General features: G+C 68.7%; 21 protein-coding genes and 3 pseudogenes. 3 read left to right on the forward strand and 21 right to left on the reverse strand.

Features of this window, described 5'->3' with window-relative positions; genetic code table 11:
• Positions 1 to 22: 22 nt before the first annotated feature.
• The 13 genes and pseudogenes from ACFJIT_RS07510 to ndk form a co-directional block, all read right to left on the reverse strand.
• Positions 23 to 1,849 carry a monovalent cation:proton antiporter-2 (CPA2) family protein gene (locus ACFJIT_RS07510; protein ID WP_379655468.1) on the reverse strand — a complete coding sequence of 609 codons (1,827 nt, stop codon included), beginning with the start codon at positions 1,847 to 1,849 and terminating at the stop codon, positions 23 to 25.
• 50 nt (positions 1,850 to 1,899) lie between these two features.
• Positions 1,900 to 2,835, reverse strand: a complete 936-nt coding sequence (locus tag ACFJIT_RS07515) for a low temperature requirement protein A (RefSeq protein WP_379655469.1) — start codon at positions 2,833 to 2,835, stop codon at positions 1,900 to 1,902.
• A gap of 73 nt (positions 2,836 to 2,908) precedes the next feature.
• A pseudogene (locus ACFJIT_RS07520) lies at positions 2,909 to 3,121 on the reverse strand (low temperature requirement protein A); the annotation flags it as partial.
• The gene (locus tag ACFJIT_RS07525; protein ID WP_379655470.1) at positions 3,118 to 3,381 is read right to left on the reverse strand and encodes a hypothetical protein; all 264 of its coding nucleotides are present in this window, start codon (positions 3,379 to 3,381) and stop codon (positions 3,118 to 3,120) included. The pseudogene ACFJIT_RS07520 and the gene ACFJIT_RS07525, both read right to left, overlap by 4 nt.
• A gap of 82 nt (positions 3,382 to 3,463) precedes the next feature.
• The gene (moeB, locus tag ACFJIT_RS07530; RefSeq protein ID WP_379655471.1) at positions 3,464 to 4,558 is read right to left on the reverse strand and encodes a molybdopterin-synthase adenylyltransferase MoeB; all 1,095 of its coding nucleotides are present in this window, start codon (positions 4,556 to 4,558) and stop codon (positions 3,464 to 3,466) included.
• Between the two features lie 213 nt (positions 4,559 to 4,771).
• Entirely contained in the window at positions 4,772 to 5,986 is a 1,215-nt protein-coding gene (glp, locus tag ACFJIT_RS07535; protein ID WP_379655472.1) for a gephyrin-like molybdotransferase Glp, read from the reverse strand.
• A gap of 4 nt (positions 5,987 to 5,990) precedes the next feature.
• Positions 5,991 to 7,391, reverse strand: coding sequence for a ribosome biogenesis GTPase Der (gene der / locus ACFJIT_RS07540; protein ID WP_379655473.1), 1,401 nt, complete (start codon positions 7,389 to 7,391; stop codon positions 5,991 to 5,993).
• A gap of 163 nt (positions 7,392 to 7,554) precedes the next feature.
• A pseudogene (gene bamB, locus ACFJIT_RS07545) lies at positions 7,555 to 8,741 on the reverse strand (outer membrane protein assembly factor BamB).
• Positions 8,741 to 9,382 carry a tetratricopeptide repeat protein gene (locus tag ACFJIT_RS07550; protein ID WP_130518650.1) on the reverse strand — a complete coding sequence of 214 codons (642 nt, stop codon included), beginning with the start codon at positions 9,380 to 9,382 and terminating at the stop codon, positions 8,741 to 8,743. The pseudogene bamB and the gene ACFJIT_RS07550 overlap by 1 nt, the downstream one beginning before the upstream one ends.
• Before the next feature lie 61 nt (positions 9,383 to 9,443).
• The gene (locus tag ACFJIT_RS07555) at positions 9,444 to 10,313 is read right to left on the reverse strand and encodes a helix-turn-helix domain-containing protein (protein ID WP_379655474.1); all 870 of its coding nucleotides are present in this window, start codon (positions 10,311 to 10,313) and stop codon (positions 9,444 to 9,446) included.
• Positions 10,310 to 11,128, reverse strand: coding sequence for a type IV pilus biogenesis/stability protein PilW (gene pilW, locus ACFJIT_RS07560; protein WP_130531312.1), 819 nt, complete (start codon positions 11,126 to 11,128; stop codon positions 10,310 to 10,312). Before pilW ends, ACFJIT_RS07555 begins: the two co-directional genes overlap by 4 nt.
• Positions 11,115 to 12,299, reverse strand: coding sequence for a 23S rRNA (adenine(2503)-C(2))-methyltransferase RlmN (rlmN, locus tag ACFJIT_RS07565; RefSeq protein ID WP_379655475.1), 1,185 nt, complete (start codon positions 12,297 to 12,299; stop codon positions 11,115 to 11,117). Before rlmN ends, pilW begins: the two co-directional genes overlap by 14 nt.
• A 34-nt stretch (positions 12,300 to 12,333) precedes the next feature.
• On the reverse strand, positions 12,334 to 12,759 hold the full coding sequence (gene ndk / locus ACFJIT_RS07570) for a nucleoside-diphosphate kinase (protein ID WP_130518656.1): 426 nt from the start codon (positions 12,757 to 12,759) through the stop codon (positions 12,334 to 12,336).
• A gap of 217 nt (positions 12,760 to 12,976) precedes the next feature.
• Between ndk and ACFJIT_RS07575 the strand changes: the two genes are divergently transcribed.
• The 3 genes from ACFJIT_RS07575 (at position 12,977) to ACFJIT_RS07585 (ending at position 17,372) form a co-directional block, all read left to right on the forward strand.
• Positions 12,977 to 13,609 (forward strand): TetR/AcrR family transcriptional regulator, encoded by a 633-nt coding sequence (locus tag ACFJIT_RS07575; RefSeq protein WP_130518658.1) that lies wholly within the window; start codon positions 12,977 to 12,979, stop codon positions 13,607 to 13,609.
• A 28-nt stretch (positions 13,610 to 13,637) separates the two neighbouring features.
• The gene (locus ACFJIT_RS07580; RefSeq protein ID WP_379655476.1) at positions 13,638 to 16,010 is read left to right on the forward strand and encodes a 3-hydroxyacyl-CoA dehydrogenase/enoyl-CoA hydratase family protein; all 2,373 of its coding nucleotides are present in this window, start codon (positions 13,638 to 13,640) and stop codon (positions 16,008 to 16,010) included.
• A 153-nt stretch (positions 16,011 to 16,163) separates the two neighbouring features.
• Positions 16,164 to 17,372 (forward strand): acetyl-CoA C-acyltransferase, encoded by a 1,209-nt coding sequence (locus ACFJIT_RS07585; protein WP_379655477.1) that lies wholly within the window; start codon positions 16,164 to 16,166, stop codon positions 17,370 to 17,372.
• Between the two features lie 315 nt (positions 17,373 to 17,687).
• Here the strand turns inward: ACFJIT_RS07585 and galU are convergent, their stop codons facing one another.
• From galU to cmk, 8 genes and pseudogenes are all read right to left on the reverse strand, one after another.
• Positions 17,688 to 18,587: a UTP--glucose-1-phosphate uridylyltransferase GalU gene (galU, locus tag ACFJIT_RS07590; protein ID WP_130518664.1), complete on the reverse strand. Its 900-nt coding sequence runs from the start codon at positions 18,585 to 18,587 to the stop codon at positions 17,688 to 17,690.
• Positions 18,584 to 20,493, reverse strand: a pseudogene (locus ACFJIT_RS07595) (polysaccharide biosynthesis protein). The gene galU and the pseudogene ACFJIT_RS07595 overlap by 4 nt, the downstream one beginning before the upstream one ends.
• Positions 20,494 to 20,500: 7 nt before the next feature.
• Positions 20,501 to 21,472 (reverse strand): glycosyltransferase family 4 protein, encoded by a 972-nt coding sequence (locus ACFJIT_RS07600; protein ID WP_379655478.1) that lies wholly within the window; start codon positions 21,470 to 21,472, stop codon positions 20,501 to 20,503.
• The gene (lapB, locus tag ACFJIT_RS07605; RefSeq protein ID WP_130518668.1) at positions 21,472 to 22,650 is read right to left on the reverse strand and encodes a lipopolysaccharide assembly protein LapB; all 1,179 of its coding nucleotides are present in this window, start codon (positions 22,648 to 22,650) and stop codon (positions 21,472 to 21,474) included. The genes ACFJIT_RS07600 and lapB overlap by 1 nt, the downstream gene beginning before the upstream one ends.
• On the reverse strand, positions 22,581 to 22,937 hold the full coding sequence (locus ACFJIT_RS07610; protein ID WP_379655479.1) for a hypothetical protein: 357 nt from the start codon (positions 22,935 to 22,937) through the stop codon (positions 22,581 to 22,583). The genes lapB and ACFJIT_RS07610 overlap by 70 nt, the downstream gene beginning before the upstream one ends.
• 109 nt (positions 22,938 to 23,046) lie before the next feature.
• Entirely contained in the window at positions 23,047 to 23,355 is a 309-nt protein-coding gene (locus tag ACFJIT_RS07615) for an integration host factor subunit beta (RefSeq protein WP_130518672.1), read from the reverse strand.
• 81 nt (positions 23,356 to 23,436) lie between these two features.
• Positions 23,437 to 25,128, reverse strand: coding sequence for a 30S ribosomal protein S1 (gene rpsA, locus ACFJIT_RS07620; protein WP_131659981.1), 1,692 nt, complete (start codon positions 25,126 to 25,128; stop codon positions 23,437 to 23,439).
• A gap of 162 nt (positions 25,129 to 25,290) precedes the next feature.
• Positions 25,291 to 25,971 carry a (d)CMP kinase gene (gene cmk / locus ACFJIT_RS07625; protein WP_337052742.1) on the reverse strand — a complete coding sequence of 227 codons (681 nt, stop codon included), beginning with the start codon at positions 25,969 to 25,971 and terminating at the stop codon, positions 25,291 to 25,293.
• Between the last annotated feature and the right edge of the window lie 100 nt (positions 25,972 to 26,071).

A 26,071-nucleotide genomic window follows, 5' to 3' on the forward strand; every position in this document is an offset into this window, starting at 1 on the left:
ATGAGCACATGCCGCGTCGTTATCACGCGCTGGAGTCTTCGGCTTCGCCGCCGGCATCCAGACGCCGGCTCTCTCGGCGCGGCGCGGTGAACGGGGTCGGCGTGGCCGGCGCGGTGTTGCCGATCAGCAGCGGAATGCCGGCACGGACATCGCCGGCGGCGACCTCCAGGTCGAAGCGCTCGGCGTCCAGCCGGCGCACCTCGCTGGCCGTGCGCGCCGCCACGTCCTCGTCCACGCCCATGGCCTCCAGCGCGGCCTGGCCGAAGCGCACTGCCGATTCGAAGGTTTCGCGGATCTGGAAGTCCACTCCGGCCGCGACCAGCTTGAGCGAATGCTCGCGGTCGAAGGAGCGCGCCAGCACCCTGGCCTGGGTGAACTCCTGCTGGGCCAGTTCGACGATCAGGCTGGTGGTCTCGGGCCTGTCGGTGCAGATGGCGATCAGGCGCGCGGTGGATGCACCGGAGGCACGCAGCACATCCAGGCGCGTGCCGTCGCCGAAGAACACCTTGAAGCCGAACTCCTCGGCGCTGCGGATCATGTCGATGTCGCTGTCGATGATGGTCACATCGATGTCGCGCGCCAGCAGCGACTGGCTCATGACCTGGCCGAAGCGGCCGAAGCCGATGATCAGCACGCTGCCGCTCTGGTCGTGCACCGCCTCGATGCCCTCCATCGAGGCGGCCGCCTGCGGCATGAAGCGGCGCGCCACGAGCACCACCAGCGGGGTGAGCACCATCGACAGCACCACCACCGCGGTCATGGTCGCGCTGATGGTGGGATCGATCAGGCCGGCGGCCAGCGCGGCGGCATAGAGGACGAAGGCGAACTCGCCGCCCTGGGCCATCAGCACCGCGCGGTCGAGCGCCTCGCCATGGCTGCTGTGGGTCAGGCGCGCGACCACATAGATGCACAGCGCCTTGGTCACCATCATCGCCACCACCAGCCCGGCGACGACCAGCGCGTTGTTGGCCACCACCGACAGGTCCAGCGACATGCCGACCGAGAGGAAGAACAGGCCCAGCAGCAGGCCGCGGAACGGCTCGATGTCCGCCTCGATCTGATGGCGGAACGTGGACTCGGACAGCAGCACGCCGGCCAGGAACGCGCCCATCGCCATCGACAGGCCGCCCAGCTGCATCAGCAGCGCCGCGCCCAGCACCACCAGCAGGGCGGCGGCGGTCATCACCTCGCGCGCCTTGGCCCGCGCCAGCAGCCGGAACAGCGGATTGAGCAGCCACAGCCCAGCGGCGATCAGCCCGGCCAGGCAGGCCACGCTGATGCCGATGGACATCCCGCGCGAATGCCCCCCGCTCTCGGCCGGCAGCGGCGAGAGGAACGCGACCAGCGCCAGCAGCGGCACGATCAGCAGATCCTCGAACAACAGCACCGCGACGATCTTCTGCCCATGCGGCAGCGCGATATCGCCGCGCTCGCCGAGCAGCTGCATGACGATCGCGGTGGAGGTGAGCACGAAGCCGGCCGCACCGACGAAGGCCACCGCCCCATGCAGGCCGAACAGCATGCCCACGCCGGTCAGCGCCGCGGTGCACAGCGCGATCTGCAGCGAACCCAGGCCGAAGATCTGCCTGCGCAGGCCCCACAGATGCGAGGGCCGCATCTCCAGCCCGATCACGAACAGGAACAGCACCACGCCCAGCTCGGCCACGTGCAGGATGGACTGCGGATCGTTGAACCAGCCCAGCCCGAACGGGCCGATGACCAGGCCGGCGGCCAGATAGCCCAGCACCGAGCCCAGGCCCAGACGGCGGAACAGCGGGACAGCGACCACCGCCGCGCCCAGCAGGGCGACCACGTTGACCAGTTGGCTGGATTCGGATTCGACGCTCATGCACCGAGTCTAACGGCGCATGTCAGCGCTGCAATGTGCGCCGTCGCGGATCAGTGTGTGCTGACCTGCTTGTCAGGCGGGCCACCACGCGCGGCGGTTTCCAGCGACGCCGTGACGATCAGCACCACCGTAGTCAGCGCGTTCAACCACAGCAGCCCCAGCACCTGCGCCAGGCACGCCAGCGGCAGCAGCAACGCAAGCCCGATCAGATGCGAGAGCGGAAAGCGCCCATAGACCGCGCGCTTGTACAGCCCGTTGCCCGCCAGGAACAGTCCGGGCCCGGCCAGCATCACCAGCACGAAGGCCAGCGTCATATGGCCATGCGGATGGGCGATCATCAGATCGTTGCCGACCGCGGTGACGATGACGCTGCCGACGATGGCCACGTGCAGATAGTGGAACAGCGCGCCATAGCGGCCCGGATCGTCGGCCTGGACGATGATCTCGGTCGCATCGCGCACGGCGATGTTGAAGTACAGCCACCACATCGCCAGGCTGCCGACGAAGGCCGTGGCGAAGGCGATCATCTCCGCCGCGTCCCAGGCCGGCGCATGGGCCAGCGTGGCGCCGGTGATCAGGATCGATTCGCCCAGGGCCACGATCACGAACAGCGCGCAGCGCTCGACCAGGTGGCCGCCTTCGATGGTCCACTCGCGCGCGCTGTCCGACCGGCCCAGGCCGGGCACGGGGAAGCCGAACATCGGCGAGACGTACTCGCACGCCACCGCCAGGCCCCACAGCAGCATCCTCCAGCCCGGCTCGGCCAGGCCGCCGCCGATCCACAGCGCCGCGCACAGGACGGCCCAGGCCAGGATGCGGCTGAAGTTCGGCCCCAGGGGATGGTCGCCCAACTGCAGGCGCAGGAACAGCGCTCGCCCCACCTGCATGACCGCATAGCAGCCGGCGAACAGCAGAGCGCGCTCGCCGAAGGCCTCCGGCAGCGCGGCGGCGAACAGCAGCCCCACGCCCATCAGCGCGAACAGCATCACCCGGATCGGCCGGGTCTCCGGGGTCGAACCAGTTGGTCATCCAGCAGGTGTACTGCCAGCCCAGCCAGACCGCGAACCACAGCAGCAGCGCCTGGGCCGCCCCCAGCAAGGTCAGATGCCCGAGCAGGAAATGCGAGACCTGGGTGACGGCGAACACGTAGACCAGGTCGAAGAACAGTTCGGCGTAGCTGACCTTGGCCTCGCTGCCATCGCGCACGCGCAGCAACGGATGCGGCGTGGTCGCGGCCGGGACATCGCGCACGGGTGCGTGCCCGTGGCTCATGGCCAGACGCCGCGACGCGGCAGCTTGAGCGCCAGCACCCAGGCCAGCACGACCGGCACGAGGAAGATCAGCGCCTGGATCGGCGCCTCTTCTTCCAGCGTGTAGCCGTGCGCCAGGCCGGTGCGCAGATTCCACAGCACCGCCAGCAGCCACAGCACGGTGAAGCCGATCGCGCCCTGGCGGCGCAGGCGCGCCGGCATGCGCAGCACGACGCCGAGCGCGATCAGCAGCCCGGCCACGATCAGGATCAGGGTACGCATGGGGTGCGGCGCGTCTCGGGCAGGAGGATGGCCGGCACGTTAGCGCAAGGCGGGCGCACGCCGCATCTCTTCGCCGGCCGCCTCAGGGTGCCGCGGCGCCGCACACCGGACAGTCGGGGTCCGGCGGCAGGGCCAGCTCGTGGAAGCGCATGCCCAGCGCGTCGAAGCCCAGCAGCCGTCCGGCCAGCGATTCGCCCAGGCCCAGCAGCAGCTTGATCGCCTCGGTCGCCTGCAGCAGGCCGATCACGCCGGGCAGCACGCCGAGCACGCCGGCCTGCGCGCAGTTCGGCGCCAGCGCGGGCGGCGGCGGCGCGGGGAACAGGCAGCGATAGCACGGCACCTGGCCCCGCCGGCGCCCGGCGTCGAACACGCTCACCTGCCCTTCGAAGCGCTGCACCGCGCCGTATACCAGCGGCCTGGCCTGGCGCACGCAGGCATCGTTGAGCAGATAGCGCGTGGCAAAGTTGTCGGCGCCATCGATCACCACGTCCACGCCGTCGAGCAGCGCCTCGACGTTGTCGGCCGTGACGCGTGCGGCCACCGCGTCGATGGCGATGTCCGGATTGAGCGCCTGCAGCGTCTGCGCCGCCGAGCTCACCTTGGGCTGGCCGATGCGGTCCTCGCCGTGCAGGATCTGGCGCTGCAGGTTGCTGCGCTCGACTACATCGTCGTCGGCGATGCGCAGCCGGCCCACGCCGGCCGCCGCCAGATAGTAGGCGGCCGGCGATCCCAGCCCGCCGGCGCCGACGATCAGCACGCGCGCATCGCGCAGACGCTGCTGGCCGGTCGGGCCGACTTCCGGCAACAGCAGATGGCGCGAGTAACGCTCGGCAAAGCGCGCCTGCTCGGCGTCAACGAGCGGCATGACCAGGGGCAGCCCGCCGGCGATCCAGCGCGTGGTGCCGCCCTCGACCGAGGCCACGCGCAGATAGCCGCGCTCCAGCAACGCCTGCGCGGCGGCGAGCGAGCGCGCCCCGCTCTGGCAGATCAGCAGGACCTCGCGCGACAGATCGGGCAGCTGTGTCTGCGGCGCGGCCTCCAGGGCGGCGCGTTCGATGCCCAGCGCGCCTTCGGCCTGGCCCTGCGCGCGTTCGTGCACCTCGCGCACATCGATCAGCACCGCGCCGGCGGCCTGGCGCGCGCGCGCCTGCGCGGGCGTGAGCAGTTCGATCTTCATCGCCAGGATTATCGTCGACGCCGTGTCATGCCGGCATCGGCGCCCCGAGCGCGTAGATCACACGTCTGCTCTGATGCTCGGTGGGCGCTGCCGTCTATTCCGATCACAGCGCACGCTCCCTGTAGAGCGGAGCTTGCTCCGCTGCTCTTCGTCCGGTTCATGGGAAAGCCCCAGCGGAGCAAGCTCCGCTCTACAGATAGGCCGCCCGAGCGATCAGTAGGGCAGCACCGTCACCGGCGTCCCCGCCGCGTAATCTCGCTCACCGGCCTCCAGCACGATCAGCGCATCGCTGTCGGCCGCCCCGCGCAGCTGGTGCGAGGCCTTGGCCGGATTCGGTTCGACCAGCAGCACGCCCGTCTCGCTGCTGCGCAGCCGTCCGCGCAGGAACTCCAGCCGATCGTGCGTCTTGCGCCAGTCGCTGGCCAGGCAGGCGGTGAACCGCGGGCGCGGCTCCGCCCTGCCCTGCAGCGCATCGATCAGCGGCCGCCCCAGCGCCAGGAAGGTCGCCAGCACCGAGACCGGATTGCCCGGCAGACCGAGCATCAAGGCCCGCTCCAGCGCGCCGAACAGCACCGGCATGCCGGGCTTGATCCGCACCTTCCAGAAATGCACCTGGCCCTGCGCCTGCAGCAACCCGGGCAGCAGATCGCGCTCGCCGGCCGAGACCCCGCCGGCGGTGATCACCAGGTCGAACGCGCTCGCCGCATCGCGCAGCGCGGTCTCCACCCGCTGCGGATCGTCGGGCAGGCGCGGCCAGGCGACCGGCTCCAGGCCGAGCTGGCGCAGCAGGCCCATGAGCAGGTCGCGGTTGCTGTCGTAGATCTGCCCCGGCGCCAGCGGCATGCCCGGCTCGACCAGCTCGTCGCCGGTGCAGAACACGGCCACGGTCGGCTTCGGAAAGACCGCCAGGTCGGCATGGCCGAGCGCGGCCGCCAGCGACACGCGCGCCGGGGTCAGCACCTGGCCGGCCTCCAGCACCTGCGCGCCGGCCTGCACGTCCTCGCCGGCGCGGCGGATGTCGTGGCCCGCCTGAATCCCCGCCGGCACAGTGACGCGCGCGCCATCGACCTGGACTCGCTCCTTCATGACCACCGCATCGGCGCCGCCCGGCAGCGGCGCGCCGGTGGTGATGCGCGCGCACTGGCCGGGCTGCAGCACCAGGCCGGCCTCGGGTCCCGCGAACTGCTCGCCGGCCAGCGTCAGCGTGGTCGGCGCCTCGGGCGAGAGGTCGGCGCTGCGCACCGCGAAGCCGTCCATGCGGCTGTTGTCGAACGGCGGCAGCGGGAACTCCGCGCCGACCGCCTGCGCCAGCACGCGGCCATCGACGCGCTGGATCGCCAGCCGCTGCGGCGGGGCGCGATGCTGCGCACCGATCCGCGCCACGATCTCCAGCGCCTGCGTGTAGTCGATGCGCGTGGGGAACGTCATAGGCTTACTTGCCGCGCTTGACGTGGCGGATCAGGCGCTTCTTCTTGGCGATCTGGCGCTCGGTCAGCACGTTCTTCTTGCCCTCGTAAGGGTTGGCGCCCTCGCGGAACAGGAAGCGCACCGGCGTCCCCACCAGCTTGAAGCGCTTGCGGAAGAAATTCTCCAGGTAGCGCTTGTAGGATTCGGGCAGCACCTTCAGGCGCGTGCCGTGGACGATGAACGTCGGCGGGTTCTCGCCGCCCGGATGCACGTAGCGCAGCTTGGAGACATGGCCGCGGATGCTCGGCGGCGGGTTGGATTCGTAGGCGATCTCCAGCGCGGTGTTGACCTCGCTGGTGCTGAAGGTCTTGGTGGCCGAGGCATGCGCGCGGTGGATGGCGCGGAACAGCTCGCGCAGGCCCGAGCCGTGCTTGGCCGAAATGCGCACCGCCTCGGCCCATTCGACGAAGCCCAGCTTGCGCGAGAGCAGCTGCTCGGCCTGCTGGCGCTGGTAGTCGGTCAGCCCGTCCCACTTGTTGACCGCCACCACCAGGGCGCGGCCGGCGTCGAGGATCGCGCCCAGCACGCTGGCGTCCTGGTCGGTCACGCCTTCGCTGGCGTCCAGCAGCAGCACCGCGACCTGGCATTGTTCGATGGCCTGCAGCGTCTTGACGATGGAGAACTTCTCCACCACCTCGTCCACGCGGCCCTTGCGGCGCAGGCCGGCGGTGTCGACCAGCCGGTACAGGCGGCCCTCGCGCTCCAGGTCCACCGCGATGGAGTCGCGCGTGGTGCCCGGCACCTCCGAGGCGATCATGCGCTCCTCGCCCAGCAGGCGGTTGACCAGCGTGGACTTGCCCACGTTGGGCCGGCCGACGAAGGCGATGCGCATGCGCTTCGGGTCTTCGTCCAGCAGTTCGCCGGCGCCCTCGGCCGGGACGCGTTCGAGCACTTCCTCGACCAGTTCGTCCACGCCCTGGCGATGCGCGGCCGAGAGGGTCAGCACATCGGCGAAGCCATAGCGGGCGAAGTCGGCGCGAGCGGCCTCCTCGTCCACGCCGTCGATCTTGTTGAGCACCAGCAGGGTCGGCCGCGCGGTCTTGCGCAGCCAGGCCAGGATCTCGTCATCCAGCGCCGAGGCGCCCTCGCGCGCATCGACGATGAACAGCACCAGATCGGCCTCGGCCGCGGCGGCGCGCGACTGGCGCGCGGTGGCGCCGGCCAGGCCCTCCTCGTCCCCGGCGATGCCGCCGGTGTCGACCAGCACGAACGGGGTCTCCGGCAGCAGCCGGCACACGCCGTAGTTACGGTCGCGGGTCACGCCGGGCTGGTCGTGCACCAGCGCGTCGCGGGTGCGCGTGAGCGCATTGAACAGCGTGGACTTGCCCACGTTGGGGCGGCCCACCAGGGCGACGAGAGGCAGCATTGGAAACCAGACCTGGAAGGCGAAGAACGAGCGGGGCCGGGGCCGGCGGCCCGCCGCACGGACCCGGCGGCGCGGCCATGGGCACGCGGCGAAGGCGGCACAGGATACGAAAACGGGGAGCCGGACGCATGTTCCGGCTCCCCGTGGGTCTTGCGTGGAAGGCTTACTTGATGCGGAACGCGGTCAGCTTGCCGTCGATGTTCTGGACCAGCAGCACGCCATCGGCGACCACCGGGGTGGCGCGGATCGGGTCGCCGCCGGCGCGTTCGCGCGCGGCCAGCTCACCGTTGTCCAGGCGCAGCCAGTGCACGTAGCCGTCGTAATCGCCGACCACCGCGTAGTCGCCCTGCACCGCCGGCGCGGTCAGCGCGCGGCGCAGCAGCTTCTGGTTGGACCACAGCGAACCGCCGCTGGTCTTGTCCAGCGCCCACACCACGCCGCCCTTGTCAGAGAGCACAACGCTGGACGGGGCCAGGCCAGGCCGGCGACGCCGCCCTTGTCGCGGCTCCACATCGGGCGGCCGCTGGGGCCGTCGATGGCCAGGGTCGCGTTCTTGTAGCTGGAGGCGTAGAGCGTGGTGCCGTCGATCACCGGCGGCCCGTCCACGTCGGCCATGCGGTCCAGCTCGGTGCGGCCCTCGGGCTGGCCCACGGTCTGGTCCCACAGCGCATGGCCGTCGTTGAGCGCCAGCGCGGTCATGGTGCCGTCGTCGTTGCCCACGAACACCAGGCCCGGGCCCAGCGTGACCGGGCCGTTGCCGCGCACGGTCAGCGCCGGCTGCTCGCGGTTCCAGAACCAGCGGCGCACGCCGTCGGTCACCTGGAAGCACAGCACCTGGCCGTCGTTGGCGTGCACCAGCACGTTGCCCTGGCCGATGGTCGGCGGGGCGATGATCTCGTTGCTGGCCTTGGCGGTCCACTTCTCCTCGCCCGTGGCCGGATCCAGCGCGAAGAGCTTGCCCGACAGCGTGCCGACCACCACCAGCCCGTCGCCGGCGCCGACGGCCGAGACGCGCTCGTCCTTCATCTTGTGGTGCCACAGTTCCTTGCCGGTCTGCAGATCCAGCGCCTTGACCCCGCCCTCGATCGCCGCGGCGTAGACGTGGCCGTCGGCCACGGCCGGGCCCTCGCGCACGCCGAGCAGCTTCTCGCCCTTGCCCACGCTGGTGGACCAGAGCTTGTCGATCTGGATGCTGGGCTCGAACTTCTCCAGTTTGACCGGCTCGGTGGCGGCCTTCTCGGCGGCCTTCTTATCGTCGGTGAACCAGCCCTTGACCGTGCTGCAACCGGACAGGACCGCCACCAGCGCGACCACGGCGGCCGCACGCTTCATGTTCACAACCACTTTCATCAGATCGACTCCGCGGACCCGGGCGGCGTGCCGCCGGCGTTGGTGAGCTTGATTTCGACCATCTGGCGCTGCGGCGAGGCCACGTCCAGGCTGGTCAAGGCTTTCAGATAGGTCTCGCGGGCCTGGTCTCGCTTGCCCGCCAGGACCAGCGCATCGCCGCGCACTTCCAGCGCCGAGGCGCTGTCGTAGGAGGCCAGCAGCTTGATCGCCTCGTCCTGCTTGCCCGCGGCATTGAGCAGGCGCGCGGCGTGCAGGTCGGCGTACGGCTTGACCGGCGAATCGGCCTTGACCGCCTTGAGCGTCGCCAGCGCGGCGTCGTTCTGCTTGGCCTTGACCTGCGCCTGGGCCAGCTGCAGCAGCGCCAGCTCGGTGTAGATCGAATCGGCGTCGTGCTTCTGCAGCGCGGCGACCTTGTCCTGCGCGGCCTTCAGATCGGCACCGCCGATGGCCTTGACCGCCTCGGCGTAGCTGGCATAGCCGGCCTGCGACTGCTGCTCGCGGTGCTGGCCGTACCACTTCCATCCGAAGATCAGCGCCAGCCCCAGCGCGATACCGCCGATAATCCCGGCGCCGTTGTTCTTGAGCCAATTGCGGACGCGCTCACTCTGCTCGTGCTCGTCCAGCAGGTCATCGATTGCCATGCGTACTCTCGCCCCGCCATTGCGCGGGGTCATCTAATTGCGACAGGTGGACCTTCGCGGGTCAGTCCTGAACCGGCGCGAGTGATCCGTCGGAGGATACCGCAAAGCGTGCCACGTTGGCCCGCTGATACGGCGTCAGGTCCACCGTACGCCCGGCTCGCTGAACCTGAACCGCGTTCGCATTGCCCAGTTTGACCCGGGCCACCTGCCCGGCCTGGAAGCTGCGCGTCTGGCCGGCCTTGAGCAGGCCGCGCTCCAGACTCTGGCCATCGGGGCCCTGCACGTCGACCCAGCTGTCGCCGCTGAAGGTGAGCGTCAGCGCGGCGGCGGCCGGCGGGGTCTCACGGGTCAGGCGCGGCGCCATCGAGGCGGTGATCGGGGCGTTGTCCGGCTCGACCTGCGGCGCGGGCGCCGGGGCGGCCACGGGCGCGGCGGCGGTGACGTTGGAGGGCGCCAGTGGCGCCATGGCCTTGGGCACTTCGTCCAGCGAGGCGGTCTTCAGTGCCGGCTTGCCTGAATTGTTGGAGACCACCAGCCAGAACGGCACGGCGAAGAAGCACACCGTGATCACCACATACACCGCGCGGCGCGCGGTGGACTCCAGCACGCGCTGGTAGCGCGGGGTATGGGTGCGGCTGACCAGCTCCACCGGGCGCACGGCCTGCAGCAGCGACTGGTCCAGGTAGGCGCCGATGTCCACGCCCAGGGCGCGGGCGTAGCTGCGCACGTGGCCGCGGACGAAGACCGGGGCGCCCAGCGCCTCCCACTGGCCGGATTCGAGAATCTCGACCACCCTGGCCGGCACCTTGAGCCTGGTGCCCGCCTGGGCGACGGTCATGCCCTGCTGCTCGCGCGCCTGGCGCAGCAGCGCGGCGATCTGCGCCTGCTGCGCTTCGCCGGATGCGGGTTGGGTCGTGTTGCGATCCATCATGGTCTTGCACTATCCCCGGGACTTGCCGCAGCGGCTTGTGGGAACTCCGCCCGCAGACGCTGTCGATATCTCTCGGCGGCAGCCTTGTCGCCAAGCCTGTTCTCAATGTCAGCCGCAAGTTGTAACACGCTTGCGTCGACGGGTGCAGCCGCGATGCGCCGCTCGATGAAGGCGCGCGCGTCCATGTCGTGGCCGATCCGGTGTTCGTTGCGCGCCATCGACAGCAGCGCATAGGCATTGTTCGGGTCCAGCGCCAGCGCCTTGCGCAGGTCGCGCTCGACCCGCTCGTACTGGCCGGTCTGCAGGGCGCAGCCGCCGGCGTTGGCCAGGGCCGCGGCCGGGGTCGGATAGCCGGGCGCGGCGATGGCGCGGTCGAACCAGACCAGCGCCTCGGCCGGATAGCCGTTGGCGCACAGCCAGGCGCCGTAGTTGTTCATCATGCCGCCGTCCTGCGGCGCCAGCTCGGCCGCCTGGCGGTAGTGCTCGCCGGCGCCCTTGGTGTCGCCGCGCGCGCCGTCGACGATGGCCAGGATGGTGTGGGCCGCGGCGGACTTCGGGTTGGCGCGCAGCACCTTGTTCGACTCGCGCTCGGCGGTGTCCAGGTCGCCCACGCGCAGGCGCTGCTCGGCCATGCCCAGCGATTCGCTCTCCTCGATCCGCTTGCGCGTGGCCTTGTCGTCGCTGACGTGATAGTCGCTGGCCGGCGTCTGCACCGGCTTGACCCCGCCCTTGGGCCGCACGAAGGTCAGCCGCGAGCAGCCGGTCGCGGCCACGGCCACGAGCAGCCCGGCGAGCAGGAGGTTATGCGGCCGCATCGCCCAGGCCCTGCTCGCGCAGCTGGCGGTTGAACTCGGCCTGGCGCCGGGTGCGGTCCATGACCTGGCCCTTGAGCTGGCCGCAGGCCGCATCGATGTCGTCGCCGCGGGTGCGGCGCACCATCGTCAGCACCTGCGCATCGAGCAGGATCTTCTGGAACGCGCGGATCTGCGCCTCGTCCGAGCGCTCGTAGCGCGTGCCCGGGAAGGGATTGAACGGGATCAGATTGACCTTGCCCGCCTCGCGCGACTGCATCTGGTTGCCGAACTGGCGCATCAGCCGCGCCAGCGAACGGGCGTGCTCGGGCTGGTCGTTGACGCCCTTCATCAGGGTGTACTCGAAGGTGATCGAGTCGCGCTTGGGGCTGGCCTTGAGGTAGCGCGCACAGGCGGCCATCAGCTGCTCGACCGGGTACTTCTTGTTGAGCGGCACCAGCTGGCTGCGCAGTTCGTCCTGCGCCGCATGCAGGGAGACCGCCAGCGACACGTCGCTCTCGGTGGAGAGGCGGTCGATCATCGGCACCATGCCGGCGGTGGACAGCGTCACGCGCTTGCTGGCCAGGCCGTAGCCCAGGTCGTCGCGCATGATGCTCATGGCGCGCACGACGTTGTCGAAATTGGCCAGCGGCTCGCCCATGCCCATCATCACCACGTTGGTGAGGCGGCGGATCTGCGCCGGCACATTGCCCAGGTGGCGCGCGGCCACCCAGACCTGGCCGATGATCTCGGCCGTGGACAGGTTGCGGTTGAAGCCCTGCGTGGCGGTCGAGCAGAACTGGCAGTTCAGCGCGCAACCGACCTGCGAGGACACGCACAGCGTGCCGCGGGTCTTGTCCGGGATGTAGACCGTCTCGATGGCGTTCTTGCCATCGGCGCCCATCGACAGCAGCCACTTGTGCGTGCCGTCGGCGGAGGGCTTGTCGAACACCACGTTCGTCACCACCACCTCGGCGTGCTGCTGCAGCTTGGCGCGCAGCGGCTTGCCCAGGTCGGTCATGCCGTCGAAGTCGGTGACGTAGCGGTGATGGATCCACTTCATCACCTGGTGGGCGCGGTAGCGCTTCTCGCCGAGGGTCTCCTCGAAGAAGCGCTCCAGGCCCGCCCGGTCCAGGTCGAGCAGATTCTGCTTGCGCGCCGGCGCACCGGCGAGCGGCTCGCCGGTGGTGGTCACGCTGGGAATCGGCGCGATCTGGCTGATCGAAGGCTCAGCGCGAGACCACTTCAGTGGCGGCGAACCAGTACGCCACTTCGATCGCCGCGTTCTCCAGCGAGTCCGAGCCATGGGCGGCGTTGGCGTCGATCGAATCGGCGAAGTCGGCGCGAATGGTGCCCGGCGCGGCGTCCTTCGGATTGGTGGCGCCCAGCAGCTCGCGGTGCGCGGCCACGGCGTTCTCGCCTTCCAGCGCCTGGATCATCACCGGGCCGGAGATCATGAATTCGACCAGCGCGTTGAAGAACGGGCGGTCCTTGTGCACGGCGTAGAAGCCCTCGGCCTCGCGGCGCGACAGCTGCTTGTACTTGGCGGCCACGATCTTCAGGCCGGCCTTCTCGAAGCGGGCATAGATCTCGCCGATGACGTTCTTGGCGACGGCATCCGGCTTGATGATGGACAGGGTGCGCTCCAGCGCCATGAGAGTTCTCCGAAGTTCGGGGCCAGGTTCGACCCAAGTTGGCTTAAGAAAAAACCCGCGTGGAAACGCGGGCTTGAATTTGATTTCTGCGGCAATTCTAACGGATTGCAATGCCACTTGCATCTGTCCGCAGGCGTCTTTGACGCAGTGCAACATGACATCCGGATCGGGCTCGGCGCAAACTCAAACAAGCGTTTGATTCAGAGCCCCCGTTCACATGGTCACCGGCACCCAGTTCTCGACCAAGGACCGCATTCTCGGCGCCGCCGAGGAGCTGTTCGCCCTGCATGGCTTCGCCGGCACCTCCCTGCGCCAGGTCACCACCCGGGCCGACGTCAACATCGCCGCGGTCAACTATCACTTCGGCTCCAAGGAGAACCTGGTCAACGAGGTCTTCCGCCGGCGCATGGACGTGATGACCGCCGCACGCCTGGGCCAGCTGGAGCAGGCCCTCAAGCGGCCCGGCGAGCTGGAGCCCATCCTGGCCGCCTTCGTCGAACCGGCCCTGGCCATGGCCCAGGACGGCCAGGGCGGCGGCGCCTTCGTGCGCGTGATCGCCCGCGCCTACGCCGAGAAGAACGACAACCTGCGCAAGTTCCTCTCCGACCACTACGGCCATGTCCTGCGCGAATTCGCCAAGGCCATCGCCGCCTGCCTGCCGGGCCTGAGCAAGCAGGAGCTGTACTGGCGCCTGGACTTCCTGGCCGGCGCCCTGACCTATGCCATGGCCGACTTCGGCCTGATCAAGCGTCCCGCCGGCGTTACCGAAGCGGCGCATCGTGAACTGGCCGCCCGTGAACTCATCCGCTTCGCCGAGGCCGGCTTCCGCGCCGGCAGCGTCCAAGCGTAATTTCAATCAAAACAAAGGTTTGTTGAATATGTCTGAGAAACTGCTTGTACGCCGCGCCGCCGTGCTTGGCGCCGGCGTGATGGGCGCGCAGATCGCGGCCCACCTGACCAATGCGGGCGTGGACACGATCCTGTTCGACCTGCCCGCCAAGGAGGGCCCGGCCAGCGGCATCGTGCTCAAGGCCATCGCCAACCTGGGCAAGCTCTCCCCCGCCCCGCTGGCGGCCAAGGGGCTGGCCGAGGCCATCACCCCGGCCAACTACGGCAGCGACCTGGACCTGCTGCGCGGCTGCGACCTGATCATCGAGGCCATCGCCGAGCGCATGGACTGGAAGCAGGACCTCTACGCCAAGATCGCCCCGTACGTGGCCGACCACGCCGTGCTGGCCTCCAACACCTCGGGCCTGGGCATCAACAAGCTGGCCGAGGTGCTGCCCGAGCAGCTGCGCCACCGCTTCTGCGGCGTGCACTTCTTCAATCCGCCGCGCTACATGCATCTGGCCGAGCTGATCCCGGCCAAGGGCACCGACAAGGCGGTGCTCGAGGGCCTGGAGAGCTTCCTCGTCACTACGCTGGGCAAGGGCGTGGTCTATGCCAAGGACACGCCGAACTTCATCGGCAACCGCATCGGCGTGTTCTCGATCCTGTCCACCATCCACCACACCCAGGAATTCGGCCTGGGCTTCGACGAGGTCGATGGCCTGACCGGCCCGCTGGTCGGCCGGCCGAAGTCGGCGACCTACCGCACCTCCGACGTGGTCGGCCTGGACACCATGGCCCATGTCATCAAGACCATGGCCGACACCCTGCCCGATGACCCGTGGCATGCGTTCTTCAAGTCGCCCAAGTGGCTGGAGGCCCTGATCGCCAAGGGCGCGCTGGGCCAGAAGACCGGCGCCGGCATCTTCCGCAAGGTCGGCAAGGACATCGTGGTGCTCGATCTGGAGCAGCAGGACTACCGCACGGCCGACCGTGGCGCCGCGCCGGAAGTGGTCGAGATCCTGAAGATCAAGAACCCGGCCGAGAAGTTCGCCAAGCTGCGCGAGAGCCAGCACCCGCAGGCCCAGTTCCTGTGGGCGACCTTCCGCGACCTGTTCCACTACAGCGCCTACCACCTGGCCGATATCGCCGAGACCGCGCGCGATGTGGACCTGGCCATCCGCTGGGGCTACGGCTGGTCGCTGGGCCCGTTCGAGACCTGGCAGGCCGCCGGCTGGAAGCAGGTGGCGCAGTGGATCGCCGACGACATCGCCGCCGGCAAGAGCATGAGCAGCGCGCCGCTGCCAAACTGGGTGTTCGACGGCCGCGACGGCGTGCACGGTGCGGAAGGCTCCTACAGCCCGGCCAAGGACGCCAAGCTGCCGCGCTCGGCGCTGCCGGTCTACAAGCGCCAGCGCTTCCCCGATCCGGTGCTGGGCGAGCAGTACCCGCAGGGCGAGACGGTCTACGAGAACGACGGCGTACGCCTGTGGCACGACGGCGACGAGGTGGCCGTGGTCAGCTTCAAGACCAAGATGCACACCGTCTCGGACCAGGTGCTGGACGGGCTGCAGGAAGCCGTCGGCCGCGCCGAGCGCGACTTCAAGGGCCTGGTGATCTGGCAGCCCAAGGAGCCCTTCTCCGCCGGTGCCGATCTGGCCGGTGCCCTGGGCGCGCTGCAGGCGGGCAAGATCGCCGAGTTCGAGGCGATGGTCGCCAACTTCCAGGCCACCAGTCAGCGCATCAAGTATTCGCTGGTGCCGGTCGTGGCCGCCGTGCGCGGCCTGGCCCTGGGCGGCGGCTGCGAGTTCCAGATGCACAGCGCCAAGACCGTGGCCGGGCTGGAGAGCTATATCGGCCTGGTCGAGGCCGGCGTGGGCCTGCTGCCCGCCGGCGGTGGCCTGAAGGAACTGGCCGCGCGCGCCTCGGCGGCCGCGGGGCCTGGCGGCGACGTGTTCGCCGAGCTGAAGAAGACCTTCGAGACCATCGCCATGGCCAAGGTCTCCAACTCGGCCGTCAATGCCCAGGAGCTGGGCCTGCTGCGTCCAACCGACAAGATCGTGTTCAACGCCTACGAGTCGCTCTACATCGCCAAGAACGAGGCCGCGGCGCTGGCCGAGTCCGGCTATCGCCCGCCCCTGCCCACGCGCCGCATCCAGGTCGCCGGCGACGTCGGCATCGCCACCTTCAAGATGATGCTGGTCAACATGTTGGAAGGCCGCTTCATCAGCGAATACGACTACGAGATCGCCACCCGCATCGCCACCGTGCTGTGCGGCGGCGAAGTGGATCGTGGCGCGGTGGTGGACGAGGACTGGCTGCTCAGGCTGGAGCGTCGCCACTTCGTCGAACTGGCCCAGCAGGAAAAGACCCAGGCGCGGATTGGGCACATGCTCAAGACGGGTAAGCCGCTTAGGAACTGAGAATCGGGAATTGGGAACCGGGAGTGGAAAGCGCTCCCGACTCCTCCTTCCCTCCTAATTTCTGCCGGAAATAGGACTGCTGCAGATCGCGCGAATCCGCCTCCCCGATTCCCGACTCCCCATTCCCCATTCCCGGCTTTCGGAGAAAGCCAAATGACCAAGCAGATCCAGGACGCCTACATCGTCGCCGCCACCCGCACGCCGGTCGGCAAGGCGCCCAAGGGCATGTTCCGCAACACCCGTCCCGACGACATGCTCGCCCACGTGCTCAAGGCCGTGGTCGCACAGGCGCCGGGCATCGACCCGGGCCGCATCGACGACGCCATCATCGGCTGCGCCATGCCCGAGGGCGAGCAAGGCATGAACGTGGCGCGCATCGGCGTACTGCTGGCCGGCTTGCCCAATACCGTGGCCGGCCAGACCATCAACCGCTTCTGCTCCTCCGGCCTGCAGGCCGTGGCGCTGGCGGCCGACCAGATCCGTCTGGGCAATGCCGACCTGATGCTGGCCGGCGGCACCGAATCGATGTCGATGGTGCCGATGATGGGCAACAAGATCGCCCTGTCGCCGTCGGTGTTCAAGGACGACCACGTCGCCATCGCCTACGGCATGGGCATCACCGCCGAAAAGGTGGCCGAGGAATGGAAGGTCTCGCGCGAGGAGCAGGACGCCTTCGCCCTGGCCTCGCACCAGAAGGCCATCACCGCGATCCAGGCTGGCGAGTTCGCCGCGGAGATCACCCCGTACGAGATCCACTCCTACCAGCCCAATCTCGTCGACGGCAACACCATCGCCCTGCGCAAGCTGCGGGTGGAACACGACGAAGGCCCGCGCCCGGACAGTTCGCTGGAAGGCTTGGCCAAGCTGCGCCCGGTGTTCCGCAACGGCCAGTTCGGCGGCAGCGTTACGGCCGGCAACTCCTCGCAGATGAGCGACGGCGCCGGTGCGGTGCTGCTGGCCTCCGAGCAGGCGATCAAGGACTACGGGCTGACCCCGCTGGCGCGCTTCGTCAGCTTCTCCGTGGCCGGCGTACGCCCGGAAGTAATGGGCATCGGCCCGATCGCGGCGATCCCCAAGGCCCTCAAGCAGGCCGGCCTGACCAAGGACCAGCTGGACTGGATCGAGCTCAACGAGGCCTTCGCCGCGCAGTCGCTGGCGGTGATCCGCGACAGCGAGCTCGACCCGTCCAAGGTCAACCCGCTGGGCGGCGCCATCGCCCTGGGTCATCCGCTGGGCGCGACCGGTGCCATCCGCACCGCGACCATCGTCCACGGCCTGCGCCGCCGCCAGCAGAAGTACGGCATGGTGACCATGTGCATCGGCACCGGCATGGGCGCGGCGGGCATCTTCGAAGCGCTTTGAGACTGACGGGGGTATGCCTCGTCCGACGACACCACCGTAGGCGCTAGTGGCAGCCGTGCGTGGAAGGTGAGCGCACTAGTGCCAGCGGCGGTGATGGGGTTCGGTGTTGTTGTGGGAGCCGCCATGGCGGCGATGAAGCTCTACCGGTAAAGCCCGATCGCCGCCATGGCGGCTCCCACGGCATCAGTTGGCATCGATCGTTGCGCTGGTGAGATCGTCGGCCCGAGCCTCGCCGGAGGCGTCCGGATCTGGAAACGAAAAAGGCGGCCCATGGCCGCCTTTTTCTTAGTCGGAGCTAGCCCGCGCGTAACGGACTCAATCCTCGCGCACACCCAATTCCTTGAGCGCTTCGCGCATCGCCTTGGCCGCCGCTTCGCCGATCTTCTCGCTGTGCAGGGCATAGCTGATGGTCGCCTCGACCAGGCCGATGTGCGCGCCGCAGTCGAAGCGCGTGCCCTTGAAGCGATACGCATGCACCGGCTTCTGTTGGAGCAGCGTGGCGATCGCATCGGTCAGCTGGATCTCGCCGCCGGCGCCCGGCTTGGTGGCTTCCAGCAGCTTGAAGATGCTGCCGTCGAGCACGTAACGGCCGACCACGCCCAGGTTGCTCGGCGCATCGGCCGGCTTGGGCTTTTCCACCATGGCGGTAATCTTGCCGCTGCGGTCGTTGAACGCCTCGGTGGCGACGATGCCGTAGCTGTCGGTCTTGTCCGGGGCGACGTCCTGCACCGCGATCTGGCTGGCGCCGGTGGCCTCATGGGCATCGGCCATCTGCTTGAGCGCGCCGGCGCCGCTGCGGTTGACGATGAGATCGTCCGGCAGCATCACCGCGAACGGCTCCTCGCCCACGATCGGCTTGGCGCACAGCACCGCATGGCCCAGGCCCAGCGCCTCGGGCTGGGTGACGAAGATCGCGCGCACGCCATCGGGCAGCGGCTTGCGCACTTTCTCCAGCAGCTCGTGCTTGCCGGACTGCTCCAGGCGGTGCTCGAGCTCGTAGGCCTTGTCGAAGTAATCGCCAATGGCGTGCTTGTAGCGGTTGGTGACGAAGATCAACGTATCGCAACCGGCCTCGACCGCCTCATCGACGGCGTACTGGATCAACGGCCGGTCGATGATGGGCAGCATCTCCTTCGGCACGGTCTTGGTGGCCGGCAGAAAGCGCGTGCCAAGTCCGGCGACTGGGAAGACTGCCTTGCGAATACGTTGGGTCATCGGTGGTTCCTGGCCTCTCGAGTGGGGAATTGGACGACGGTGTTCATGGCCTCGTGCTCCGGCGCCGGGATGAACTCCGGGATCGCCGCATGCAGCACGCGGCGCATGGTTTCATCATCGTAATCGGCGACAGCTTGACGCAGCTGTTGCAATGCCCGCGTGACAGCCTCGAGCGAGACGTCGCGGGCGCGGGCCTCGAGGATCTTCGAATGCGCGGTCGGCCGGTACAGCTCCTCGGCATGGAACAGCGTCTCGTGCAGCTTCTCGCCGGGGCGCAGGCCGGTATAGGTGATGGCGATATCGCGCCCTGGCTGCTTGCCCGCCAGGCGGATCATCTGCTCGGCCAGGATGCGGATCGGGATCGGCTCGCCCATGTCCAGCGTGTAGATCGAGGCATGCGCGGCGCTGGCGGCGGCCTGCACGATCAGCTGGCAGGCCTCGGGGATGGTCATGAAGTACCGGGTGACGTCCGGATGGGTCACCGTGACCGGGCCACCGGTGCGGATCTGCTCGCGGAACAGCGGCACCACCGAACCGGCCGAGTCCAGCACGTTGCCGAAGCGCACCGTGGTGAAACGCGTGCCGCCGCCCCGCTCGTCCAGGCTCTGGCAGGTCATCTCGGCCAGGCGCTTGCTGGCGCCCAGCACGTTGGCCGGGTCCACCGCCTTGTCGGTGGAAATGAAGACGAAGGTGCCGACCTTGGCCTCGCGACAGGCGCGCGCCATGGTCTCGGTCACCAGCACGTTGTTGCGGATCGCCTCGCGCAGCTGGCCTTCGAGCAGCGGCACGTGCTTGTAGGCGGCCGCGTGGAAGACCGCGTCGGGCTGGACGATGGCCAGCGCGCGGCGGATGGCCGCCGGATCGCCGCAGTTGCCCAGGAACGGGATCACTTCCAGATCAGGGAAGGCCTTGGTCAGCGCCTGGTGCGAGCGGATCAGCGCCCACTCGCTGATTTCCATCAGCGCGATGCGGGCGGCCCCGTGGCGCGCGCACTGCCGGCACAGTTCCGAGCCGATCGAACCACCGGCGCCAGTCACCAGCACCGTGCGGCCACCGAGCCAGCCGCGGATCAGCTTCCAGTCCGGGGTCACCGGCTTGCGGCCGAGCAGGTCGTCGATCGCGACCTCCTTCAGCTCGCCCGGCATCGAGCGGCCTTCCAGGATGTCGACCAGACGCGGCACCGTGCGGAACGGCAGCCCGGCGTTCTCGCAGATGCCGACCACGCGCTGCATCTGCGAGGCGTCCAGCGAGGGCATCGCGATCACCACCAGGCGCGCGGCGGTTTCGCGCGCGATGTTGGCGGCATCGTCCAACTTGCCCAGCACCGGCACGCCACGCAGCTTGGTGCCCTGCAGCTTCTCATCATCGTCCAGCAGGCCCACCGGTTCCCAGGCGCCGCTGCGGCGCAGGTCGCGCAGCAGCGCCTCGGCGGCGCGGCCCGCGCCCAGGATCAGCACGCGCTTGGCGCGCACATCGACCGCGTCGGCGATTTGATGGTCCTTCAGGCGCGATAGAGCAGCCGCGGCAGGCCGAGCAGGCCGACAAGACCGAACGGGTACAGCAGCAGCGCCGCGCGCGAGACCGCGTCGATGCGGTTGTAGATCACCAAGCAGATGGCGATGGCGAGCAGGCCGATCAGGCCCGCCTTGAAGATGTTGGCCAGGTCAGGGACGCTGGCGAAGCGCCACAGGCCGCGATACAGGCCGACGCGCCAGAACACGATGCCCTGCGCGATCAGGACGATGGCGCTTTCGGTGGACCACCACGGCAGCGGCGGCGCGCCCGGCACCATGGCGTAGCGCAGCCAATGCAGTCCGTGCCAGCACAGCCACACCATCAGCAGGTCGTGGCACACGATCGCCACGCGCGGCACGGTGACCGAGAGGCGCGAGCGCCAATTCTTCATGCAGTCCTCATCCCTGGAATCCGGTCCTGGCCTGCAGCCGCACCCAAGTCCATGAGGCGAAGGCAAAGCAAGTTGCTGCGATCACCAGGGCGGACCATCCGTCCCAGTGCCATGACATCACCATCATGATCGTAGCGGTCAGCGTGAAGATGGCACAAGCGGCTGTCACCATGGTATGCCCCAGACGACGGGCGGTGCGCTGGTAGGCGTGCGTGGTATGCGGCTGCCACCACGGCTCGCGAGACAGTACACGACGCGAAAGGGTGAAACCCGCGTCAACGCTGAACATGGTCAGCGGCAGCAGCACCAGGATCGGCGAGGCAGTCTGCGCGGCGGCCACCGCTGTAAGCGCTGCCAAGGCGTATCCCAACGCGCCGCTGCCGACATCTCCCAGGAAAATGCGGGCCCGCGGAAAGTTGAACGGAAGGAAACCCAGACAGCCCGCGCACAGCGCCAGCGCCAACAGGGACCAGGCCGAAGGCAGCACCAGCGCGAACCCGGCCGCGGCGATCGCGGCCTGGCTCGCCGCCAGCCCGTTGATGCCGTCCATGAAATTCCAGATGTTGATCAGGCTGGCGGCCAGGACGAAGCCGGCCACGACCAGCCAAAATGCATACCCCAGCCGCCACAGCGCGATCGCCAGCAGCGCGGCAGCGATCAGGTGGATGGAGAAGCGCAGCCGCGCCGAAAGCGGGCGATGGTCGTCCAGCCAGCCGATCCCGGCGACCAGGGCGAAGCCCACCGCGAACAGGACGATGGGTGTGCCCTGCCCGGCGTCCGCGTTCCAGGCCTGCCAGACGCAGCCAAGCAGCACGACCGCCACGATGGCGATCCCGCCGCCGCGCGGGGTGGCGATCTGATGACTGCGCCGCTCGCCCGGGGCATCCATCAGCCCGCGCCGCAGCGCGTAGAGGCGCGTCAACCATGTCAGGAGCGCGGCAAGCGCGGCCAGACCGACGCCATAGGCCAGTGGCGGCATCAGACGACGGCGTAGTTCAGCAGCGGCTTGACCGTGCCCCACTCCTTGCAGCTCGGGCATTGCCAGTGGTGGGTGCGCGCGCCGAAGCCGCAGCGCGTGCAGCGATAGCTGGGATTGCGCACCAGCAGCTGGTCGGTGATGTGCTTGAGGTCGTGCAGGGTGGCGTCCGCATCGGTGCCCTCGGACAGGGTCAGGTCGATCAACGCCGCCTCGCCGCGCACCGAAGGCCGATCCTTCAGCTGGCGCGCCAGGTAGACGCGCGCCTGGTGCAGGCCATCGTGACGCTCGACCAGCCGGGTCAGCGCCAGCACCGGCGCGATGCCGCGGTAGTGCTCGCACATCTCCGACAGGAAGGCGCGCGCGCCCGGCACGTCGCCCACCTGCTCGTAGCTGGCCAGCAGCCCGGGCAGGATTTCGGGCAGGTAGTCCGGGTCGTGGCGCGCGGCGCGCTCGAAGGCGCGGATCGCGGCCTCCGGGTGGCCGGCCTCGACCTCGAGACGGCCCTCCAGAATCCCGGCGCGCACGCTCTTGGCGTCGGCCTGATAGGCGCGCGCGACGGCGGCGCGCGCGGCCTCGACATCGTTGGCCGTGCGATAGCGCTCGGCCAGCTCGCACTGGAACATCGCCACCAGCTTGCCCATCGGCTCGCCGGTGACTTCCTCATAGCGCGTGGCGTTGTCGATCGCCTTCTCCCAGTCGCGCTCGGCCTGGTAGATGCTGATCAGGTGACGCAGCGCCTGCGGGGCGCGCTGGTCGATGCGCGCCAGGTCGGTGAACACCGTCTCGGCGCGGTCGAGCAGGCCCGAGCGCATGTAGTCCTCGCCCAGCGCCAGCAGGGCCTGCACGCGCTGCGCGTCGGTCAGGTCGTTGCGCTGGACCAGCCCCTGGTGCAGGCGGATGGCGCGATCGACCTCACCGCGGCGGCGGAACAGATGGCCCAGGGCGACCTGCGTCTCGAAAGTCTCCTTGTCCAGCTCGGCCACATGCAGGAACAGCTCGATGGCCTTGTCGTTCTGCTCGTTGAGCAGATAGTTCAGGCCGCGGAAGTAAGTGCTGGACAGGTGGCTGACCTGGGTGACGTTGTGGCGCTGGCCGCCACGACGGCCGATCACCCAGCCCACCAGTGCCGCCAGCGGCACGAACAGGATGAACCAGAACCACTGGTCGAGGAATTCCATCGGGCGTCAGACTCAGGACCCGGCGGCACCGCGTCGTTGCGCGCGGCAGGGGCGCTGACGCGACCGGCCTTGCGCAGGCGTGCGTACAGCGGCCAGGCCACGGTGGCCAGCACGATCAGCGCGCCGATGCACACGCCGGCCAGCAGCGAGACGATGATGGCCGCGCCCGAGCCGGTCGAGATCTGCGTGACCAGCAGGTTGAGCGTGATGGGCTGGGTATTGAGGATGCCGATGATGAGCCCGATGGCCAGACAGACCAGGGCAATGATCAGGCGAACGATATTCATGGGATCCCTCCAGGAGGCGAATGGCGCCTAGCTTAGCCGAGGCAGCCAGCTGGGGAAGGCTGGGCGTAAGCCCTTGTTGCGGAAGCGACGCTACGGCGCGAGTGGCGCGCTAGTCGCTGCCGATTTCTTCGATCGGGGCCACGGTGCTGACGCGTTCGCGCAGCTCCTTGCCCGGCTTGAAATGCGGGACATGCTTGGCCGGCAGGGCCACGGCGTCGCCGGTCTTGGGGTTGCGCCCCATGCGCGGCGGACGGTAATGCAGGGAAAAACTGCCGAAGCCACGGATCTCGATACGCTCGCCGCGGGTCAGCGCGCTTCCCATCATCTCCAGCAGCGACTTGACCGCCAGGTCGACGTCGTCCGGCTTCAGGTGCGGCTGTCGGCGGGTCAGAATCTCGATCAGTTCGGATTTCGTCATCGGCTGCGGGGTGCGCGTTGGGCATGACCATGGCCGGCCCGGACGAACCGGGCCGGCATGGTTTTCAAGCGTGTTGCGGGATTACTCGGACTTGCCGCCGTCCAGCTGCGCGCGCAGCAGCGCACCCAGGCTGGTGGTACCGGTGGCGGCCTCGGCGGCGGTCTTGTTGTACTCGGCCAGCGCCTCGGCGGTTTCCGCCTCGTCCTTGGCCTTGATCGACAGCTGCATCGTGCGGCCCTTGCGGTCCATACCGATGAACTTGGCCTCGACCTTGTCGCCGACCTTCAGGTGCTGGCTGGCATCGTCCACGCGCTCGTAGCTGATGTCGCGGGCCGAGACATAGCCCTCGATCCCGTCGGCCAGCTCGATCGTGGCGCCCTTGGAATCGACTTCCTTGACGGTGCCTTCGACCTTGGAGCCCTTCGGATGCGAGGCCATGTACTGACCAAACGGATCCTGCTCCAGCTGCTTGACGCCCAGGCTGATGCGCTCGCGCTCCGGATCGACGGCCAGCACCACGGCGTCCAGCGTGTCGCCCTTCTTGAAGTTGCGGGCGATGTCCTCGCCGGTCGAGTTCCAGCTGATGTCCGACAGGTGGATCAGGCCGTCGATGCCGCCGTCCAGGCCGATGAAGATGCCAAAGTCGGTGATCGACTTGATCTGACCGGACACCTTGTCGCCCTTCTTGTGGATGGCCGCGAAGGTCTCCCACGGATTGGCGGCGACCTGCTTCATGCCCAGCGAGATGCGGCGGCGCTCCTCGTCCACGTCCAGGACCATGACTTCCACCTCGTCACCGACCTGCACGACCTTGGACGGGTTGACGTTCTTGTTGGTCCAGTCCATCTCGGACACGTGCACCAGGCCTTCCACGCCCGGCTCGATCTCGACGAACGCGCCGTAATCGGTGACGTTGGAGACCTTGCCGAACACGCGGCTGTTGGACGGATAGCGGCGGGCGATGTTGTCCCACGGATCCTCGCCCAGCTGCTTCAGGCCCAGGCTGACGCGGTTGCGCTCGCGGTCGTACTTGAGCACGCGCACTTCCAGCTCCTGGCCGACTTCCACCACCTCGGACGGATGGCGCACGCGCTTCCAGGCCATGTCGGTGATGTGCAGCAGGCCATCGATGCCGCCCAGGTCGACGAACGCGCCGTAGTCGGTGAGGTTCTTGACCACACCCTTCAGCACCACGCCTTCCTGCAGCTTGTCCATCAGGGCCTCGCGCTCCTCGGAGTGCTCGGACTCGACGACGGCGCGGCGGGAAACGACCACGTTATTGCGCTTGCGGTCCAGCTTGATGAGCTTGAACTCCAGCTCCTTGCCTTCCAGGTAGCCGGGATCGCGCACGGGGCGCACATCGACCAGCGAACCGGGCAGGAACGCGCGCACGTCCTTGATGTCGACGGTGAAGCCGCCCTTGACCTTGCCGCTGATGCGGCCGGTGATGGTCTCGTTCTTCTCCAGGGCTTCTTCCAGCTCGTCCCACACCATGGCGCGCTTGGCCTTCTCGCGCGACAGGACGGTTTCGCCAAAGCCGTTCTCGAGCGAGTCGAGCGCGACCTTCACCTGGTCGCCCACACCCACGTCGATCTCGCCGGCGTCGTTACGGAACTGTTCGATCGGCACGATGCCTTCGGACTTCAGGCCGGCGTTGATCACCACCACGTCGTTGCGCACCTCGACCACGGTGCCGACGACGATGGCGCCCGGCTTCAGCTTGGCCAGATGGGTCTGGCTCTGCTCGAACAGTTCTGCAAATGATTCGGTCATTGTTGATTACTCAGTTGGACACACGGACAGGTGCTCACCGCCTGCGCGGCCTCGCCCCTGTCCACCCGTTGCGGCACCAAGGTCGGCTGCCGTGTGTTGGTTGGTTGGATGACCACCCCGGCCGACATGGACGAGGTGGGGTTGATGTCTGCCGCGATCGACTCAGGCGGCGGGCGATGGCAACAGGGCCAGCACCCGCGTCACGACGGTCTCGATGTCCAGGCCGGTGGTGTCGATGAGGACGGCGTCTTGCGCCGGCCGCAGCGGCGCCACCGTGCGCTGGGCATCGCGGGCGTCGCGCGCGAGGATCTCGCGCAGCAGACCGTCGATTGTGACTGAAACCCCCTTGTCTTTCAACTGCTTATAGCGACGCTCGGCCCGCTCCTCGGCGCTGGCGGTCAGGAACACCTTGTAGGGGGCGTCCGGGAAGATGACCGTGCCCATGTCGCGGCCGTCGGCGACCAGGCCGGGCGCGGTGCGGAACGCCCGCTGGCGCTCCTTCAGCGCCGAGCGCACCTCGGGGATCGCGGCGATCGCCGAGGCCACCGTGCCGGTGGTCTCCAGGCGCAGCTCGTCGGTGGCGTCCACGCCGTTGACCAGCACCCGCATCTCTGCGCCGTCCTGGTCGCGGAAGCTGACGTGAGTGTCGAAGGTGCAGCGCACCAGCGCGGCGGCGTCGGACAGGTCCAGGTCGGCCCAGCTGGCCGCCACGCCGACCGCCCGGTACAGCGCGCCCGAATCCAGGTAGTGCCAGCCCAGCCGGGTCGCGGCCAGGCGGCTGACGGTGCCCTTGCCCGCCCCGGACGGACCATCGATGGTGAGAACGGGAACGGAGGCTGTCATCATGGGGCGGCTCGGCAGGGGAAACGCCGCATTATCGCCGACGCGCGCGCCCTCGCCGGCACCCTCCGGACCGGATGCGAAGAAATTTCCGGCCAACTGC

Source organism: Pseudoxanthomonas sp. UC19_8 (genome assembly GCF_042700505.1).
In the GTDB taxonomy this organism is placed as follows: Bacteria; Pseudomonadota; Gammaproteobacteria; order Xanthomonadales; family Xanthomonadaceae; genus Pseudoxanthomonas_A; species Pseudoxanthomonas_A winnipegensis.

Bases quoted from the DNA above. Each gene is read 5' to 3' on its own strand.
- ACFJIT_RS07510 (WP_379655468.1), bottom strand. From the start codon at position 1,849: ATGAGCGTCGAATCCGAATCCAGCCAACTGGTCAACGTGGTCGCCCTG.
- ACFJIT_RS07515 (WP_379655469.1), bottom strand. From the start codon at position 2,835: ATGCTGTTCGCGCTGATGGGCGTGGGGCTGCTGTTCGCCGCCGCGCTG.
- ACFJIT_RS07525 (WP_379655470.1), bottom strand. From the start codon at position 3,381: ATGCGTACCCTGATCCTGATCGTGGCCGGGCTGCTGATCGCGCTCGGC.
- moeB (WP_379655471.1), bottom strand. From the start codon at position 4,558: ATGAAGATCGAACTGCTCACGCCCGCGCAGGCGCGCGCGCGCCAGGCC.
- glp (WP_379655472.1), bottom strand. From the start codon at position 5,986: ATGACGTTCCCCACGCGCATCGACTACACGCAGGCGCTGGAGATCGTG.
- der (WP_379655473.1), bottom strand. From the start codon at position 7,391: ATGCTGCCTCTCGTCGCCCTGGTGGGCCGCCCCAACGTGGGCAAGTCC.
- ACFJIT_RS07550 (WP_130518650.1), bottom strand. From the start codon at position 9,382: ATGGCAATCGATGACCTGCTGGACGAGCACGAGCAGAGTGAGCGCGTC.
- ACFJIT_RS07555 (WP_379655474.1), bottom strand. From the start codon at position 10,313: ATGATGGATCGCAACACGACCCAACCCGCATCCGGCGAAGCGCAGCAG.
- pilW (WP_130531312.1), bottom strand. From the start codon at position 11,128: ATGCGGCCGCATAACCTCCTGCTCGCCGGGCTGCTCGTGGCCGTGGCC.
- ndk (WP_130518656.1), bottom strand. From the start codon at position 12,759: ATGGCGCTGGAGCGCACCCTGTCCATCATCAAGCCGGATGCCGTCGCC.
- ACFJIT_RS07575 (WP_130518658.1), top strand. From the start codon at position 12,977: ATGGTCACCGGCACCCAGTTCTCGACCAAGGACCGCATTCTCGGCGCC.
- ACFJIT_RS07580 (WP_379655476.1), top strand. From the start codon at position 13,638: ATGTCTGAGAAACTGCTTGTACGCCGCGCCGCCGTGCTTGGCGCCGGC.
- ACFJIT_RS07585 (WP_379655477.1), top strand. From the start codon at position 16,164: ATGACCAAGCAGATCCAGGACGCCTACATCGTCGCCGCCACCCGCACG.
- galU (WP_130518664.1), bottom strand. From the start codon at position 18,587: ATGACCCAACGTATTCGCAAGGCAGTCTTCCCAGTCGCCGGACTTGGC.
- ACFJIT_RS07600 (WP_379655478.1), bottom strand. From the start codon at position 21,472: ATGCCGCCACTGGCCTATGGCGTCGGTCTGGCCGCGCTTGCCGCGCTC.
- lapB (WP_130518668.1), bottom strand. From the start codon at position 22,650: ATGGAATTCCTCGACCAGTGGTTCTGGTTCATCCTGTTCGTGCCGCTG.
- ACFJIT_RS07610 (WP_379655479.1), bottom strand. From the start codon at position 22,937: ATGAATATCGTTCGCCTGATCATTGCCCTGGTCTGTCTGGCCATCGGG.
- ACFJIT_RS07615 (WP_130518672.1), bottom strand. From the start codon at position 23,355: ATGACGAAATCCGAACTGATCGAGATTCTGACCCGCCGACAGCCGCAC.
- rpsA (WP_131659981.1), bottom strand. From the start codon at position 25,128: ATGACCGAATCATTTGCAGAACTGTTCGAGCAGAGCCAGACCCATCTG.
- cmk (WP_337052742.1), bottom strand. From the start codon at position 25,971: ATGACAGCCTCCGTTCCCGTTCTCACCATCGATGGTCCGTCCGGGGCG.